The sequence below is a fragment of the Nocardia amamiensis NBRC 102102 genome, assembly GCF_001612745.1.
Lineage (GTDB): Bacteria > Actinomycetota > Actinomycetes > Mycobacteriales > Mycobacteriaceae > Nocardia > Nocardia amamiensis.
This window is the reverse complement of sequence record NZ_BDBA01000153.1, coordinates 1-15,282: the sequence shown is the minus strand read 5'-3', so window position 1 is coordinate 15,282 and position 15,282 is coordinate 1. Positions and strand designations below refer to the sequence as shown.

Here is a 15,282-nt window from a genome sequence, read left to right as displayed (position 1 = left end):
CAGACCAGCGAAGACCGATCAGGCGATGCGTGATCGGATCTGTCAGATCGCCCGGTGCTGCCCCCTCGATCTGGGCTGGCCGTTTACGACGTGGAGCCTGTCGAAACTCCGAGAGGTGTTGGCGATCAACGCGATCGCTGACCTCAGTCGTGAGACGCTGCGCAGAATCCTGAAAGCCGGTGGTGTGTCGTGGCAGGCCACCAAGACATGGAAGGCCAGCAACGACCCCGAGTTCACCGAGAAGATGAACCGCGTGCTCGACCTCTACGACCATCCGCCCTCCGATGGGCGCGTGATCTGCGTGGACGAGTTCGGGCCGTTGATCCAACGCGCACTAGCCATCTGGATCGGTACCTGCCCGCTGTGCCACCACACCTTCCCGACCTAACAAAGTCCTACTAGGACGGTGCCTGGTTCGTTGAGCACGCGCAGGAGTTCGTCGGCGGCGGTGTCGGCGGGCACGATGCGCGCCGATGCCTCCATCACTTTGGCCGGCGTCCCGGCGACCGCCAGCGCCGACGGAGATTCACGGACCAGGATGCGGTTCATCGTCCTCGGATCTCCTCCACCTGTGCCACAGACGGTTTCGCGCTCAGGGCGCCGGACTGCCCGCGATCGGCACGGTCTCGCTGGTGGGCACGATCGCGGTCGCGGGGACCGGCTCCCGCGGACCTGGTCGAGACGGAACGGCGGGTACTCGTCGCGCAGCAGCGAGGCGTAGGCGAACTCCTGACTTCAAGGCTCGAATCGCCCACTGCCGCTTCGTAGTCCGCGCCGGCGAGGCGCGGCCCTATGCCAACGCGCTGCTGCGCGCGGGTGTGCCCTGGTCGTGTGCCGAGCCCGCCCCTCGTTGCCGAGCAACAGGATCGCGACCAGCACGAAAGCGGCGTACATTCCCGCCGCCACGACGAATGCCCGCTGTGTCGCATCCGTTGACAGCAGCGGCGCGGCCGCGGTAGAGGCGCCCGGTCGCGCCGTCAGCACGCTGGCCACCACGGCGATGCCGATGGCGCCGCCGACCGTGCGGCAAACCGTGAGCAGGCCCGAAATCAGGCCGGTGTCGGACTGGTTCACGCCCGCGACGACGACGATGCTGACCGTGATGAACCACAGGGGGGTGGCAACGGCAATGAGGACCGCCGGGGCGATGACGCGAAGCCACACCGTGTTCTCGGTGACGCCGGTCGCCAGCAGCAGCATGCCGCCGCAACCGAGGGTTCCGCCGAGGACGACTGTCCACCGCGCCCCGAGCGTGGCCAAGATCCCCGGTACCAGGAGCGCGGAGCAGATGCCCACCGAGGTCACCGGGAGCATCAGCAAGCCCGTCCTCAGGGCCGAATAGCCCAGTGCGGTCTGCAGATACAGCGACAGCAGATGGAACAGCGCGTAGAACCCGGCGCACCCCACCCCGGCTACCAGGCTCGCGCCGAGCACGGTGCGTGATGCGACCACGGACGGGGGCACGAGAGGTTCAGCCGCGACGAATGCCTCGTGCACGACGGCATAGAGCAGCAGAGCGGCAGCGGCGGCCAGTAGGCTCAGCACTCGCACCGATCCCCATGCGTGCGTGTCGGTTTCGGCAATCGCATACACCGTAACCGTCACGGCCAGCGTCACGGCTACGGCGCCGATCACGTCGAATGATCCGGGCCGCCGCTCGGATCGGCCGGCGCTGACGACCACGGGTGTCAGCGCCAGCACCAGCAGTCCAACCGGCACGGTGGCCAGGAAGACCCAGCGCCAACCCGGTCCGTCGGAGAGCACTCCGCCCAGCGTGACGCCCAGTGAGGTGCTGATCGCGCCGGTCGCGCTCCATATCGTGATCGCCTTGGCGCGGCCTGCGTCGGCGGGAAAGATGTCGGTGAGCAACGCCAGCGTCATCGGGGCGAGTGCCGCCGCCGCGAGTCCCTGGAAAGCCCGTGCGGCTACCAGGAATTCGATGTCGAGGGCCAGCCCGCAGGCGGCCGAAGCCACGCTGAACACGCCGAGGCCGATCATGAACATCCGGCGATGGCCGAAGTGGTCTCCGAGTCGCCCGCCCACGAGCAGGAATCCGCCGAAGGTGATCAGGAACGCGACGATCACCCAGGAGATGTTCTCCTTCGTCGCGCCGTCGAGACCGTCCCGGATGGCGGGCAGCGCGGCGTTGACGATCGTGATGTCCACCAGTTCGATGAGGCTGGCCAGGCAGACCAGCACCAGAGCCGACCACTGCCGCCGAGTCCAGCGGAGCGTGCCCGCCGCGGGTGCGGCACTTGTTCGAGCATCCACGAGAAAATCCCTTCGTCACGCGTCGCGCCGCCACCGTTGCGCCAGCTGTTCGACGGTCGCCTCGTCGAACTCCGCTGCCACACCTGGCAGGTCGTGCGGTATCAGGCCCGCGGCGAGGCCGTGGCAGTGCCACCGCTCCCGCGCGCCGGCGGCGCGGGCCTCGCCGATCGCCTCGTCGAGACTCAATGTCCGGCCGTGTTCGCGACGTGCGTCGAGCAGGCCGAGCAGTCGCGCGCGTCCGCCCGCGGACAGCCCCGCCAGCAACCCTGCGGGCTCGAGGTCAACGCCGCCCGGCCACTCCCCCGCTGACCATTCCTCCGAAATAGGCTGGGCTACCGTGGTTTCGAGCAGTCGCAGGCCGGTGGCACCCCCGAGCACATAGACGTCGCGCAGCAGATCGGCGGGCTCGTCGGGGCAATGGACGAACGAGATCATGCGGTTGGTCATGCCCAGCTCGGTGCGGAGCTGGCCGGGCCGGCGCGGGCCCGAGGCCGAGGCGCCCTTGTCGATCGCGAGCCGCATCGTCAGCGGCAACTCGTCACTGCCCGGCTCACGCCGCACGAGCAGGCACCACGACGGCAGACCCTCCGACAGGAGAATATGGAGCCGCATCCGGTCGGTGGTGGCCTTGACCCACGGATACGCCCAGAGTTGGTGGGAGCGGGCGGCGTCCAGTTCGGTGGTGAACGCCGCGACGACGGTCAGGTCGCGCCGGCGCAGGAAACGTTCGATCCTCGGCATCCGCCCGGTGACGAGCGCCTCGGGTTTCACCACCAGCAGCGCGGCGTCGTAGAGCAGCTCCGGCAGCATATCGCCAGGACCGGGCGTGTTCGCCATCGCGGTCCGCGCGAGCGGATCACGCGCGTAGACCGCCGCCTTATGCGCCATCCCGGTGAGCGCCCGCCATCGCCCGACTTCCGAATCCCAATCCGCCCCAGTAGCTCTCGCACTCATGCGGCCAGCAATCCGCGCGCCAGTTCGCCGAGCTGCTCGGCCTCCATCCCGTAGTGCGCCAGCACCTCGAGCTGGGCCCCGTTGACGATCGGCGCGTCGGGCACGCCGAGATTGCGGAACACCACCGAAGTGCCGCGGTTGAGCAGCGCACCCGCGCACGCCTCGCCGAGTCCGCCGTGCACGCTGTGCTCCTCGAGCACGATCAGCGCACGAACGCTGTCGGCCACGTCGAACAGCGTGGCGGTGTCGAGGGGCCGGACGGTCGGCATGCTGAGCACCGTGGCGCCGATACCGTCGCGCGCGAGCAGGCGCGCGGTCGCCAGGGCGATGGCCACCGTCTCGCCGGTGGCTATCAGTCCGATGTCGTGTCCCTCGCGCAGGCGGGTCGCCCGCCCGAGGGCGACCGCTGACGGCCCGTCCGGATGCACGCACTCGAGCTTCCGCTTACCGAGGCGGATGTAGACGGGCTCCTGGACAGCGGCGGCCCGCCGGATCGCGGCTTCGGCTTCACAATTGTCGGCCGGTGCGATCACCGCGATACCCGGCATGGCGCGCAGCGCCGCGTAATCGGCGATGGAGTGATGGGAGGCGCCGAGCGGGCCGTAACTAATCCCCGCGCTGATTCCGATCAGCCGCACCGGATTGGCCCCATAGCTCACGTCGACCTTGATCTGTTCCAGCGACCGCGCGGTCAGAAAGCAGGCCGGGGAGACCACGAACGGCTTCTTACCGCAGGCCGCGAGGCCCGCAGCGACACCGACCAGGTTCTGCTCGGCAATACCGACTTCGACCATCCGGTCGGGGAATTCGGCGGCGAACGGCGCGAGCTTGCCCGAGATGTGTGAGTCCGCGGTCAGCACCCTGATATCGGGATCCGATCCGGCCAGGTCGCGCAGGGTGGCGTCGAGGACCTCCAGATTCGCGATCCCCTGGGGAACGAGCATGCCGGTCATCTGTTCTTCCTCAGCTCGGTGATTCGCGCCCGGATATCCCGCTGCGCGATGCGGTATTCGGCGTCGGAGGGCACCCGGTGATGCCAGCGGATGTCGTGCTCCATATAGGAAATGCCGCTGCCCTTGACGGTGTCGGCGAGGATCACGGTGGGGCGTCCGGTGGTCGCGGGCACCGCCGAGAGCGCCTGGTCGATCGCCGCTATACTGTGGCCGTCGATCTCGCGGACGGACCAGCCGAAACTCGAGAACTTCTCGGCCAGTGGTTCGGAATTCATGATGTCGGCCGTGCTCCCGGCGATCTGGTAGCGATTCCGGTCGACGATCGCGACGAGATTGTCGAGCCGGTAGTGGGCCGCACACATCGCAGCCTCCCACACCGATCCCTCGGCGAGCTCGCCGTCACCGAGGAGCACGAAGGTGCGGTACTCGAGCCGATCCTGCTTCCCGGCGAGCGAAATCCCCACGGCGAGTGACAATCCGTGGCCGAGAGCGCCGGTGGACTGCTCGATTCCCGGCACCTTCCGGGTGACGTGCCCGATGAGTGCGGAGCCGAATCGCAGATACGTGCCGAGTTCGGCAGGCTCGAAATACCCGGCACCCGCCAGGACGACGTAGAGCGCCTCGACCGCATGCCCCTTGCTCTGGATGTAGCGGTCGCGCCGCGGATCGTCGACCGTGTCCGGCGTGATGCGCAGTATGCGCTCGTAGAGGACCGTCAGAATGTCGACGCACGACAGGCTTCCGGCCAGGTGCCCGTTTCCCGCGGCGCGAATGAGATCGATGATCTCGAGCCGGTACCGCACCGCCTTCACGGCGATCTCCATATCGTCGGCGAGGACGATTTCCGCGGCCATCAGATGGAACCGTCGATGCCGGAGATCCGGTCACCGGCCGGATCGTAGTAGAACAGCATTTGACGCTTGTCCTTCATGGTTTCGTAGAGCCGGATCAGATCCGGATTCCGTGCCAGCCGGTGCTTTTCGGCTGTCAAGATCTTTCGCAGGGTGACCAGCGTTTCGTCGAGATCGTGATTGGTCACGTGGTAGTCGTGCAGGTCGACATACGACAGATCCTGCACGCCCATATTGAATTTCAGCTGCAGCTTGTCGCCGGCTTCACTGGAGCGCGCGATCAAACGGTCGCGCAGCGTCCCCAGCGAGGGCGGTGCGACGAAGACGCCGACGACCTGTTCGGGGAAGGCGCGCCGCAGGTTCAGATAGAGCTGCGGGGTGTAGTCGAACAGCAGGTCGGCGCCCGCGGCGATCGCGTCGAGCAGCGGCTGTCGGGGCGTGCCGCTGTAGTAGCCCGGCTGCGGATTGACCCACTGCGCGAATTCGCCGGCCTCCACCATCTCCCGGAACCGGCGTCGCGAGACGAACTCGAAGAAGTCCTCGTCATCGACGCCGGACACGGGATCGGGCGCGCGCCGACCGCGGGTCGTGATGTTCTTGACGTAGCCGATATCCGGATCGGCCTTGCGCCACATCGTGATCAGCGTGCTCTTGCCGGTTCCGCCGGGGCCAGACAGCACCAGGAACACGCTCGTCGGGCGACCGTCGAGCTCGGTGTTCATGGTCGCCGCCACGTGGGCCGGTGGAATGATGGTCATCGCTGTCTCCTGAGTCTGGTCACTGTTCCGTGTGTGCCGTCCACCCGCACGTGCTCACGATCGAGAAGAATCCTGGTGACGCCCTTGATCCCGACGACGGTCGGAATGCCCAGTTCCCGGGCGACGATAGCCGAATGTGACAGCACCGATCCGCGTTCCACGATCAGCCCTCGGGCGGTGCTGAGCAACGGAGTCCAGCCCGGATCGGTCCGGACCGTGCACAGAATGTCACCGGCCACGGACGATACCTCCCCGGCAGCCGTTATCACCCGCACCGGCGCGTCGACGACGCCACCACAGCATCCGAGCCCGCGCAGCACGACGGCTTCGGGATCCGTGTCGTCCCGCTCGGCGTGTGCTCCAGCGGATTCCATGATTGGCTGGAGGTAGGGCGTGCCCCGGGTCTCGAAGCGATCCGGCACGCTCGCCGACTCGTTCCGTGCGAATTCGGCTCTGCGGACCCGGACGATGCCCGCCAGATCCGTCGACGCGGCCCGCGCCTCGAGGTACTGATCGATCTCGTCGACGGTCAGGAACAGGATGTCGCGTTCCTCGTCCAGGATCCCCTGTTCGGCCAGGCGACGGCCGATCGTCGCGTACAGATCCCGGACCAGGGCGAAGGCCAGTGTCCGGCGGAAGCGCAGCGCTTCGCGCGCCTTGATCGCGGTACGGGTCGCCCGCACCTCGACGCCGACGAATCGTCGCCGCCACCAAGGCATCCGCGCCGCGAGGCCGGCCAGGGCGTGACCGTGCCGTTCTCGGTCGCCCGCGAGGTCCGGGTCGGGCCGCTCGAGATAGTTCCTGATCATCTCGACGACGAACCACGGCCGATGGCGTACGGGGATCGTTTCGAGTTTGAGTTCGCCGACGCAGCGATCACCGTATCGGCGCACGTAATCATCGATCCGGCAGGCGAATTCGGGGAATCGATGCTCGAGCTTCGTGAGCGCGGCGACCGGGTCCGCCGCGGTGAGAACCGCGTGCAGGCCGGCGTCGGCGCGGACCTCCTCGGCCAGGGCGCGCAGGATGCGCGTCGGCTCCATGGATTCGACACCGTCTATGGCGCACAGCAGATCGGCGAGTTGCTTGTCGACCTCAGCCGCCGGATAGTGCGCGACCAGCACGCGGCGCAGGTGCCCGGAGTACATCATCACGCGAAAGTCGTTGATGTTGGGGATATCCCAATGGCTCATCAGCTCCGAGTACAGGTATCGCAGGGTGTGGTGCGCCTCAGATAGCGTCATCGCCTGGACCTTCTCCCGATCCACCCGGTCGTAGACGCGCTGGAAGTAGTCCAGGAATCGGTCGATCTCGGAGTCGAGGGTCACATAGCGCGCGGCGATACTCGCCCCGATGCGCACGGTCTCGACCATGGTGCGCGGTCCGCGGCGTCCGCGCGCGAGCCGGCTACCGTTGATATCGGTGTGCCACATGACTTTCGAGTAGTTCTCCGTGCTGCGCTCGTATCCCGGCAGCAAGGCGAACAGGCGCAGCCAGTTGTCCATCTGGTAGTAGACGCGGCCGTGCACGAAGGCGAGCAGATTGTCCGCGGCGGGCCCGAACTCGGCCTTCCGCCGCGCCGACACCCCCAGGAACGCGGCGAGTTGCTTGTACACACCGGAATACACCCGAGCGGAGAAGGAGAACGTCAGCGGCGTGGTGACACCGTTGTAGCTCTCCTGGATGTTCGAATTGTCGAAGACCAGCATCGGCGCGCGGGGGTCGTCGCAGCCGGTGGTGATCGGCCGGGCCTGGAGAATGCGGAGAGTACCTCCCGCATAGCTCCATTCTATATCCATCGGTCGGCCGTACCGTGCCGCGATTCGAGCTCCCAGCGTACAGATCTCGTGCACCTGCTCGGGGGTGAGAGCGCGCCGCTCGCGCAACTGTTCGGGCACCACCTCCTCAGCGACGCCTCCGCCGCTCGCGTGCACGACCCGAATATCCTTGGTGGCCAAGGTCGCCGAGCGTTCGGTGCCCTCGGACCAGGTGTACTCGTCGGTGTCACAAAGTCCGGACACGATGCCTTCGCCCAGCCCGTAGGCCGCGGTGACCAGACATTCGTCGCGGTCACCGGAACGCGGGTTCATGGTGAACAGCACACCCGACACCTCGGCATCGACCATCTGCTGGATGACGACCGCGACCCGGGATCTCAGCACCGAGCGGCCGATCCGCGCAGAATAGCTCAGCACCGGATCGCCGAAGGCCGACGCCCACGTGCGCCGCACGCTGTCGAGGACCGCGGCGGCGTCCTCCTGGTACAGGTGGCTGTCGAGCTGGCCGGCGAAGGAATGCGCGGCCGAGTCCTCCTCGAGCATCGAGCTGCGGACGGCGAAGGGACCCGCGCCGATCGATGCAAGCGCACCGGCGATCCGCCCGGCGAGGCCGGGCTCGATCCCGGCCTCGGCGATGGCGGCACGGACCTGTGCCGCAGCATCCGAAACCGCCTGTGCCGCATCGTCTCCGCGCGATTCCAGAGCCAGCGCAAGGCCGCCCAGGGCGGTCCGCACCGAAGGTTGGCGCAGATGATCGTCGAAGGCGCGCGCGTCGACCACGACGAATGGCGGAACCTCGATACCGGCCGAGACCAGCGTTGCCAGACCCGCGGCCTTGCCACCGACATCGGCCCCGGCGGTGATGGTGTGACCGGGCCACAGAGCCTCGGCGACTGTCATATTCATGATCAAATCCCTCCATAGCGAGCCACCGCGGCAAGGACCGCGTTCAGCTGGGTGGCCAGCAGCAATGTCAGACCCGCCCACGCGCGGGATCGGCTGCGCGCCGGCCGCCACCGCAGCATCAGCAGGGCCACGGTGGTCGCGCAGAGCAGGCCGAGCAGCGGATAGGACAGCGGCAACGCGCCGGACGCACCCGCGAGCACCGCCGCCGCGCCGGAGGCGGCGAGGATGACCGACAACCAGCCGCGCAGCGCCTCCGGCGACACACCCGGCGCGAGCCAATCCGTCCGCGCCGCCTTCCGGGTGAGCACCCAGAACAGATAGCCCGACCACGATCCGCCGACCAGGCCGACCACTGCCACGATGGTGATCGCACCACCCCCGGTATGCCGCCACAGCAGGTACGGATAGAACAGGATCATCGCGACCGCGACCTCGCTGAGCAGCCAGATACCGAGCGAACCCGCGAATCGCCGATCCGCCGCATTGCCGAGGCCGCTCCAGATCGCGGTGGCCAGCACGTAGATTCCGAGCGTCCAGTCGACGGCCGCGTTGGCCGCCACGGTGACCACGACGAGGGCCGCCGCGCCGATCAGCATGCCCCGGATACCGAACGCGGGGTCACCGGCCGCATCGCTCACATCGTCTGCGAGACGGTGCATCAACAGCATCGCCACCACCGCGCAGGCTCCGCCCACCCAGGCAAGTGGATGCGCCTGCCGGCCCGCGCATGCTCCGTAGACCAGGAACGAACAGAGCGGGATCGACAGCCCGGCCGCCGCCTGGGCGGGCGGAAATCTCCGGCCGAGATAACGCGGAACCGCGTGCGCGTACTCAGCCATCGACATCACTGGTCAGCAGCGAGTCCATCCCGATCAGATCGAGTACCTCGACGACCGGTATCAACTGCTCCTCCATCTCGGCGGTGCTCGCGGCCCGGCTCAGGCGGGCGAAGACATCGTCGACCACGCGCACCACCGCGCGCAGCGACTGATTGGCGTAGATGACCATCGAGAACCCGCCGCGCTCGAGTTCGTCGGCGCTGGCCGAGTAGTAGGTGGTCGGCACCGCGACCAGAGGCAGCGGATCGTTCTGCTGGTGCCACCGGGCGGCGAATTCCAGTACCTCGTCCGGGGATTCGGATTTCGAGTGGATCAGCAGCGCGTCGGCGCCGGCCTGCGCGTACCGCGCGCCCCGCTCGAGGGCGTCTGCCATGCCGGTCTCCGCGATCAGGGATTCGACGCGGGCGATCACGACGAAGTCCGGTGAGACCTGCACGCTCTTGGCCGCCCTGATCTTCTGCGCGAACTCGGCGATCGGCGCCAGCTGCTGGCCGCGACTGAAGCTGTTGCGTTTGGGAAACTGCTTGTCCTCCATACAGATTCCGGCGATGCCGCGGCGCTCGTACTCGCGAGTGGCGCGCATGACCACATTGACGTCGCCGAACCCGGTATCGCAGTCGGCGATCGTGGGCAGCGGCGTCGCGGCATCGATCACCGCGGTGGCCTGGAGAAATTCGGTCATTGTCAGGATGCTGGCGTCGGGCAGCGCGTGTGCCGCCGAGATGGACAACCCGCTGCCCCACAGCGCGTCGAAGCCGTGGCGGCTCGCCAGCAGCGCCGACAGACCGTCGCCCACGCCGACGACACGCGCCAGCCGGTCACCGCCGAGTAGTTTGCGCAGTTGAGCGGACTTGGAACCGTATCCGTTCGTGATTGTCATGCAATGGCCTTCCAGGGTTTCGGTCGTTGCTCGGCCAGGGGCGTATTGGCCTGGGCCCAGTAGGAAATCGAACGCCGCAGCGGCAGCTCCGCGTCGCCCACGACGTGATCGGGTTCGAGTGGAGTGCGGATCACCAGGTAGGGATGGAAGTGCGCGAGCAGTTCCAGGACCCGCACCTGACGCGGACTCATATGCTGGCGGGCGAACGGCCACAGGAATCGTTCCCAGCGCTGCGGGTCGATGATCTTGGGTTGCTCGAGGGCCCCTATGCCGCGGTCCGCGCGCCATTCGTTCAGCGTCCCGACCATGATCGTCAGGGCTTCGGGGAAGGTCATCGCGCTCGCACCGCCCGCGATGGTGCGTACGCCCGACGGACCCGCCCGCACCACGCGCGCCACCAAGGCGGCGAGATCGTCGACGGGGATGACATCGAAATAGCTGTCGGCGAATCCGACCACCGCGGGCACGGCGCTGCTCGCCATGCTCCGCAGGATCGTATACATTCCGGAGTAGCGGATCGCGCGCCCGTCGGCGCGACGCCCGATGATCAGTGGCGGCCGGATCACGGTGATGCGCCGCGTGATTTCCCGGGCCATGCGTTCGGCCGCGGCCTTCGACCACTCGTAGTTGTTGCGGTAGTCGCCCGGGTCAGCGGACTCGATATCACCGCGCAGACCGAGCGCGTACGCCGTGGAGATCTGGATCAGGTGGGTCCGATCATCGATGAGCGGGCACAGCGCCAGGAGGGAACCGACATTGGACTGCCACGCCTCGTCCGAGCTCATCGTCCAGCGAGTGTCGGCGGCCGAGTTGACGATGACGTCCCAGGGACCCGCGAGTTCGTCAGGCGCGGGTTCGCGACCCATATCCCAGTGCACGGTGGCGCCCACGGCATCCGAGCGGCCGCGGCTCGCGGCCACCACGGTCATACCGTGCGATCGCAGCGTCTCGACCACCTCGTAGCCGACCAGACCCGAAGCGCCCGTTACCAATACCCGCATTGTCAGCCCCGCCGGTCTCGTGCGTCGGCGATGAGCGTCAGCGCACCCTCGCGCACCAGACGCCGGCACAGCGAGCGCTGAACCTTTCCGCTCGCTGTCTTGGGCATCGCGCCGGGCTCGATCAGTCCGGCGAAGACGGGACGCACGCCGATCTCCTCGGCGACCACTCGGCGGATTCGCGCGCACACCGCGCCGAGGTCGTCCTCGATTCCAGGATCGACCTCACAGACGACGCCCACTCCTTCTCTGTCGTCCTCGAATCGGAAAGCCGCGCTGCAGTGTTTGCGTACCGCGGGGTGCGCGGATTCCGCGGCCAATTCGATATCGTGGGCGTGGAAATTGACGCCGTGCACGATGATCACGTCCTTGATCCGGCCGACGACCACCAGTTGGCCGTCGAGCAGCACTCCGAGATCCCCCGAGCGCAGATAGGGTGTGCGCGCCGCGTCGCCGCGGATGCGCGCGCCGAAGACGGCCTCGGAGTCGTTGCGGCGGCGCCAGTAGCCCGACGCGACGCTGTCGCCCGCGATCCAGATCTCCCCCACCCGGCCCGGCTCGGCGGGCGCGTGGGTCACCGGATCGATGATGTGAACATCGAATTCCGGCGCGGGTATCCCACTCGAGACCAGCCTGCGAGATCCCGGGCCGTCCGCCACCCGCGCCGTGCCCGCCCCTAGAGCATCGGTGTCCACGCCGAATATCACTGGGGCCGTGGCGGGTTCGGCCGCCGACACCATCAATGTCGCCTCGGCCAGTCCGTAGCACGGCAGGAAGGCCTCGGGGCGGAATCCGCTGGCGGCGAAGGTGTCGGTGAAGCGACCGATCGTCTCCGCCAGCACCGGTTCGGCGCCGTTGAACGCCACCGTCCAGGAGGACAGGTCGATCCGATCGCGGATGCTCGCGGGGATGCGGTGGACGCACAGGTCATAGGCGAAATTTGGGCCGCCGCTGCTGGTCGATCGATGTTCGGCTATGCCCTCCAGCCAGCGTTGCGGACGTTTGAGAATCGAGACGGGGGACGTCAGCACGGTCGGGAAGCCCACGAACAGCGGCTGGAAGATGCCGCCGATCAACCCCATATCGTGATAGGGCGGAAGCCAGCTGAACATCCGGCTATCGCGAGTGTGTCCGAAGGCCGCCGCGATGGCGGAGGAATTGGCGATCAGATTCCGTGAGGTCAGGACCACGCCGCGCGGCCGTGCGGTCGATCCGGAGGTGTATTGCAGCAGCAGGGGCTCGTCCACCCCGGCGGGCCGCGGCGGGCCGCCGGGATCCGAATCGGCCTCGGGGGCCAGCCAGATCGCGGCGCCGAGGCTGTTGCCGACCGCACCGGCGATCCGGTGCCGCACGCTGTCCTCGGTGATGACCGCGGCCACCTCGGCATCGGCCGCGATGGCTTCGAGCCGCGGCAGGCCGCGATTCGCTTTGAGCAGATTCGGCGGCGGGGCAGCGACCGCCACCACGCCCGCGTAGAAGCAGGCGAACATCGCCACGACGAAGTCGATGCCGGGCGGCAGCAGAACCATGACCCGCTCCCCCGGCCGCAACGACTCCGCGATCACCTTCGCCAATCCGGCTGCGCGTGCGTGAATTCGGCCATAGGTCAGCGTCTCGTCGCGGTCGTCGTGCCGGAAGGTGAGCGCGATGCGGTCCGGTTCCGCGGCGGCCCAGCCCGCGAGTACCGCACCGAAGTTGTTCAGGTCCAGGCCGCCGCGCGCCGCGTTCGCCGGGGCGCGACCGGCCGCCAGGCGGCGCACCAGCGCCTCCACGTCGGCGGTGGTCTCGATCGCGAGCAACTCGTGCTCTTCGGCGCAGGCCAGGTCGAATTCGGTTTCGAGGACGCCGGTCAGTTCCATAAGCCGCAGCGAGTCGTATCCGAGTTCGCCGATGAGATTCGTCAGCGCACCGATCTCCCCGCCGCCCCGGATGGGGGCGAGGTCGGAGATCACTGCCCGCACCCGGCGCCGCATATCGGCCTCCTCGTGCATCTGTCATCCTTCCTTGTCCGGTTGTTCAGGTGGCGAAGTGTTCCCAGGCGTAGCTGCTCAAACCACTTCTGCGGCGCAGCTTTTCGAGATCGCCCGCCAATCGGACGCTCGGATAGAACCCGGTCGGCGTCCGGAACCGCGCCATCACGATCGGCATCGCCGCCTCCGTCGCGCGGCAGGCCTGGTCGGCCAGCACCCGCGCGGCGTCGGCGTCGGCGCGCGTCGCACCCCATGCGGTCGGCATCCGCTCGAGCAGACTCGCGTGTGGTTCGATATCGCGGGCGACGCGCACGAGCAGCGCCGCATCCTCGGGTGAGCCGAGGTGTCCCGCCAGTACCGCCGAGACATAGGCGGTGCTCAGGACGGTGTCGAAGCAGCAGTCCACACAGGTCGCCCAGTCCCCCGCGGCATAGGCGGCAGCCACGTCCTCGATCGAATGCTGGAGCACCATGACGTGTGCCCACGCCGCCCGGGTCCCTTCCTCTGCGAGGGTGTGAACACTCACGCCGCGCATGCGCGCACCCCCTCGTCGAGGGCCGAACGATCGACGACGGGAACTACCAGCCCTTCGGCGAGTGCGTCCACTATCGTTGCCGCCGAGCCCATTTCGATGACATCGGGCCGCGCTTCGGCCGGATCGCACGGGACGACCCGGCGGCCGCCGACGAGGGTCCAGGTCGTCGCGCCGAGCTCGAGGCGCTCCAGGCCCTCGGCCGCCCGGAGCGCGACCGCGCCGGGTTCGGCCAGCGCGGAAAGCCCTGCCATGGAATGGATCTCGCGCAGCTCCCGCTCGCTGTCACAGTTGAACGCGCGCTGCGCCAGGCCGGGATCGAGACCAGCGCGGACGGCGCGGGCCACGATCCACTTCTCCCCGATGAACAGTTCACCCGCCGCGCGAGCCAGCACTTCCACCAGCGCGCGGCCCGCCCGCCGCCATGCCGCGGCGCTGGGCCGACCGGCCGCGCCGATGATGCGCGCGGCGAAGGTCTTCAGCACCAGGCCCTCCACCGCGCCGCGCACCAGAGCCGCCTCGACGACCGGCACGGCGACCGGATCGAAGAGGTCCGGGAAGGCCGGATCGATCGGACTCGCGTTGAGCCAGCGGCCGATTCGCCGCTGCTCGGTCATGGTCGGCGCGCACCCCAGCGCACACCAGCCCGTCGCCAAGGGCACCCGTTCACCGGGCAACGCCGATACAATCCGGGCCGGATCGCCGGCGTTGTAGTACTGCAGATCGACACTGGTGTCCCTGAGGAAGAACATCATCGGGGCCTCCGAGGATCGGCGTTCGCACAGGACGATGACGTCGATATCGCTGCCCCGGTTGCCCAGCCCGGCGGCGAGCGAGCCCACCACATATCCGCGGCCCTCGTCGAGCAGCGCCCCCAGCAATTCGCGGAGCTCGCGCACCGAGGCCCCGACTCGGGCCAGGGCGTCCTCGGCTTCGACCACCGTCCGGGCCGCGGGCGAACCGCCGGTCTCAGGCGAGGTCATGGACGCCTCCAGCCGCGACGCGGTGCTCGATCTCGCGCAGCATCGTCGTGGAGTTGTCGCGCAGTGCGGTCGCGGCGACGGGATTGAGCATGTCCGCCAATAGCGGTATGCCGATCTCGAACTCGACGTTGAACTCGACACGCACGAGCCCGTCGGCGTCCCGATCGACCCGCCAGTAGCCGAGGAAGATCTCGAGATCGCCATCGACCTGCTCGAATCGCAGTGTGCGCGTGTCATTGTCGATCTGCTCGCGCTCGGTCCACTCGAGGATCGAGCCCTTCAGCCACACCCGCCAGGCACTGAGCCGGTGCCCGCTGAGGTCGGCGTCGTCGACGTCGACGAGCAGGGTGACCTCCTCCACGTTCTTCATGAAAGTCGGGTAGGCGGTGATGTTCTTGATGGCCGCCCAGACGTCGTCGATCGGCGACAGCATCGTGTGGGTGACATGGACTTGCTGCATGGGGGCGTCCTTCGTCCTACGCGGTGGGGTCGAAACTCATCGGATAACCGAGATGCAGTGCGCCGACGGCCTCGTCGCAGGACATCAGATTCGGCGGATGGTGATGGACCGCAAGCGAATCGATCGCCGCGGCGGCGGCCGGGTCGCCC

14 protein-coding genes and 2 pseudogenes are annotated in these 15,282 nt (G+C 68.0%); 2 read left to right on the top strand and 14 right to left on the bottom strand.

Features of this window, described 5'->3' with window-relative positions; all coding sequences use genetic code 11:
- Positions 1-388: pseudogene (locus NA4_RS26060) on the top strand (hypothetical protein); the annotation flags it as partial.
- Here the strand turns inward: NA4_RS26060 and NA4_RS41590 are convergent.
- Positions 385-549 carry a hypothetical protein gene (locus tag NA4_RS41590; RefSeq protein ID WP_169811122.1) on the bottom strand — a complete coding sequence of 55 codons (165 nt, stop codon included), beginning with the start codon at positions 547-549 and terminating at the stop codon, positions 385-387. The pseudogene NA4_RS26060 and the gene NA4_RS41590 sit on opposite strands and share 4 nt — an antisense overlap.
- Between NA4_RS41590 and NA4_RS42835 the strand changes: the two are divergent.
- Positions 474-776 (top strand): annotated as a pseudogene (locus NA4_RS42835) (hypothetical protein); the annotation flags it as partial. The gene NA4_RS41590 and the pseudogene NA4_RS42835 overlap by 76 nt on opposite strands.
- Here NA4_RS42835 and NA4_RS42830 read toward each other — a convergent pair.
- The 13 genes from NA4_RS42830 to NA4_RS25995 all read right to left on the bottom strand — a co-directional run bounded on the left by NA4_RS42830 (position 736) and on the right by NA4_RS25995 (position 15,133).
- The gene (locus NA4_RS42830) at positions 736-2,199 is read right to left on the bottom strand and encodes an MFS transporter (RefSeq protein ID WP_067475402.1); all 1,464 of its coding nucleotides are present in this window, start codon (positions 2,197-2,199) and stop codon (positions 736-738) included. The pseudogene NA4_RS42835 and the gene NA4_RS42830 overlap by 41 nt on opposite strands.
- Before the next feature lie 87 nt (positions 2,200-2,286).
- Positions 2,287-3,225, bottom strand: a complete 939-nt coding sequence (locus NA4_RS26050; RefSeq protein WP_157129308.1) for a hypothetical protein — start codon at positions 3,223-3,225, stop codon at positions 2,287-2,289.
- Entirely contained in the window at positions 3,222-4,178 is a 957-nt protein-coding gene (locus NA4_RS26045) for a transketolase family protein (RefSeq protein ID WP_067475396.1), read from the bottom strand. The genes NA4_RS26050 and NA4_RS26045 overlap by 4 nt, the downstream gene beginning before the upstream one ends.
- On the bottom strand, positions 4,175-5,032 hold the full coding sequence (locus tag NA4_RS26040) for a transketolase (protein WP_067475393.1): 858 nt from the start codon (positions 5,030-5,032) through the stop codon (positions 4,175-4,177). The genes NA4_RS26045 and NA4_RS26040 overlap by 4 nt, the downstream gene beginning before the upstream one ends.
- Positions 5,032-5,787 carry a guanylate kinase gene (locus NA4_RS26035; protein WP_218022418.1) on the bottom strand — a complete coding sequence of 252 codons (756 nt, stop codon included), beginning with the start codon at positions 5,785-5,787 and terminating at the stop codon, positions 5,032-5,034. Before NA4_RS26035 ends, NA4_RS26040 begins: the two co-directional genes overlap by 1 nt.
- On the bottom strand, positions 5,784-8,471 hold the full coding sequence (locus NA4_RS26030) for a PEP/pyruvate-binding domain-containing protein (protein WP_067475390.1): 2,688 nt from the start codon (positions 8,469-8,471) through the stop codon (positions 5,784-5,786). The genes NA4_RS26035 and NA4_RS26030 overlap by 4 nt, the downstream gene beginning before the upstream one ends.
- 2 nt (positions 8,472-8,473) lie before the next feature.
- Positions 8,474-9,310, bottom strand: a complete 837-nt coding sequence (locus tag NA4_RS26025) for a hypothetical protein (protein WP_157129307.1) — start codon at positions 9,308-9,310, stop codon at positions 8,474-8,476.
- Positions 9,303-10,190, bottom strand: a complete 888-nt coding sequence (locus tag NA4_RS26020; RefSeq protein WP_067475385.1) for an isocitrate lyase/phosphoenolpyruvate mutase family protein — start codon at positions 10,188-10,190, stop codon at positions 9,303-9,305. Before NA4_RS26020 ends, NA4_RS26025 begins: the two co-directional genes overlap by 8 nt.
- Positions 10,187-11,191, bottom strand: coding sequence for an SDR family oxidoreductase (locus NA4_RS26015; protein ID WP_067475382.1), 1,005 nt, complete (start codon positions 11,189-11,191; stop codon positions 10,187-10,189). The genes NA4_RS26020 and NA4_RS26015 overlap by 4 nt, the downstream gene beginning before the upstream one ends.
- A gap of 2 nt (positions 11,192-11,193) precedes the next feature.
- On the bottom strand, positions 11,194-13,179 hold the full coding sequence (locus tag NA4_RS26010; RefSeq protein ID WP_067475377.1) for an AMP-binding protein: 1,986 nt from the start codon (positions 13,177-13,179) through the stop codon (positions 11,194-11,196).
- A gap of 25 nt (positions 13,180-13,204) precedes the next feature.
- Positions 13,205-13,684: a hypothetical protein gene (locus NA4_RS26005; RefSeq protein WP_157129306.1), complete on the bottom strand. Its 480-nt coding sequence runs from the start codon at positions 13,682-13,684 to the stop codon at positions 13,205-13,207.
- A complete protein-coding gene (locus NA4_RS26000; RefSeq protein WP_067475370.1) occupies positions 13,681-14,673 on the bottom strand; it encodes a nucleotidyltransferase domain-containing protein in 993 nt (330 codons plus the stop codon). The genes NA4_RS26005 and NA4_RS26000 overlap by 4 nt, the downstream gene beginning before the upstream one ends.
- Positions 14,660-15,133 carry a type II toxin-antitoxin system RatA family toxin gene (locus NA4_RS25995; RefSeq protein WP_067475366.1) on the bottom strand — a complete coding sequence of 158 codons (474 nt, stop codon included), beginning with the start codon at positions 15,131-15,133 and terminating at the stop codon, positions 14,660-14,662. The genes NA4_RS26000 and NA4_RS25995 overlap by 14 nt, the downstream gene beginning before the upstream one ends.
- Between the last annotated feature and the right edge of the window lie 149 nt (positions 15,134-15,282).

Coding starts and splice junctions, on each gene's coding strand:
- NA4_RS26000 (WP_067475370.1), bottom strand. CDS start 14,673: ATGACCTCGCCTGAGACCGGCGGTTCGCCCGCGGCCCGGACGGTGGTC.
- NA4_RS26040 (WP_067475393.1), bottom strand. CDS start 5,032: ATGGCCGCGGAAATCGTCCTCGCCGACGATATGGAGATCGCCGTGAAG.
- NA4_RS26045 (WP_067475396.1), bottom strand. CDS start 4,178: ATGACCGGCATGCTCGTTCCCCAGGGGATCGCGAATCTGGAGGTCCTC.
- NA4_RS26050 (WP_157129308.1), bottom strand. CDS start 3,225: ATGAGTGCGAGAGCTACTGGGGCGGATTGGGATTCGGAAGTCGGGCGA.
- NA4_RS26010 (WP_067475377.1), bottom strand. CDS start 13,179: ATGCACGAGGAGGCCGATATGCGGCGCCGGGTGCGGGCAGTGATCTCC.
- NA4_RS26025 (WP_157129307.1), bottom strand. CDS start 9,310: ATGGCTGAGTACGCGCACGCGGTTCCGCGTTATCTCGGCCGGAGATTT.
- NA4_RS26030 (WP_067475390.1), bottom strand. CDS start 8,471: ATGAATATGACAGTCGCCGAGGCTCTGTGGCCCGGTCACACCATCACC.
- NA4_RS41590 (WP_169811122.1), bottom strand. CDS start 549: ATGAACCGCATCCTGGTCCGTGAATCTCCGTCGGCGCTGGCGGTCGCC.
- NA4_RS26035 (WP_218022418.1), bottom strand. CDS start 5,787: ATGACCATCATTCCACCGGCCCACGTGGCGGCGACCATGAACACCGAG.
- NA4_RS25995 (WP_067475366.1), bottom strand. CDS start 15,133: ATGCAGCAAGTCCATGTCACCCACACGATGCTGTCGCCGATCGACGAC.
- NA4_RS26020 (WP_067475385.1), bottom strand. CDS start 10,190: ATGACAATCACGAACGGATACGGTTCCAAGTCCGCTCAACTGCGCAAA.
- NA4_RS26015 (WP_067475382.1), bottom strand. CDS start 11,191: ATGCGGGTATTGGTAACGGGCGCTTCGGGTCTGGTCGGCTACGAGGTG.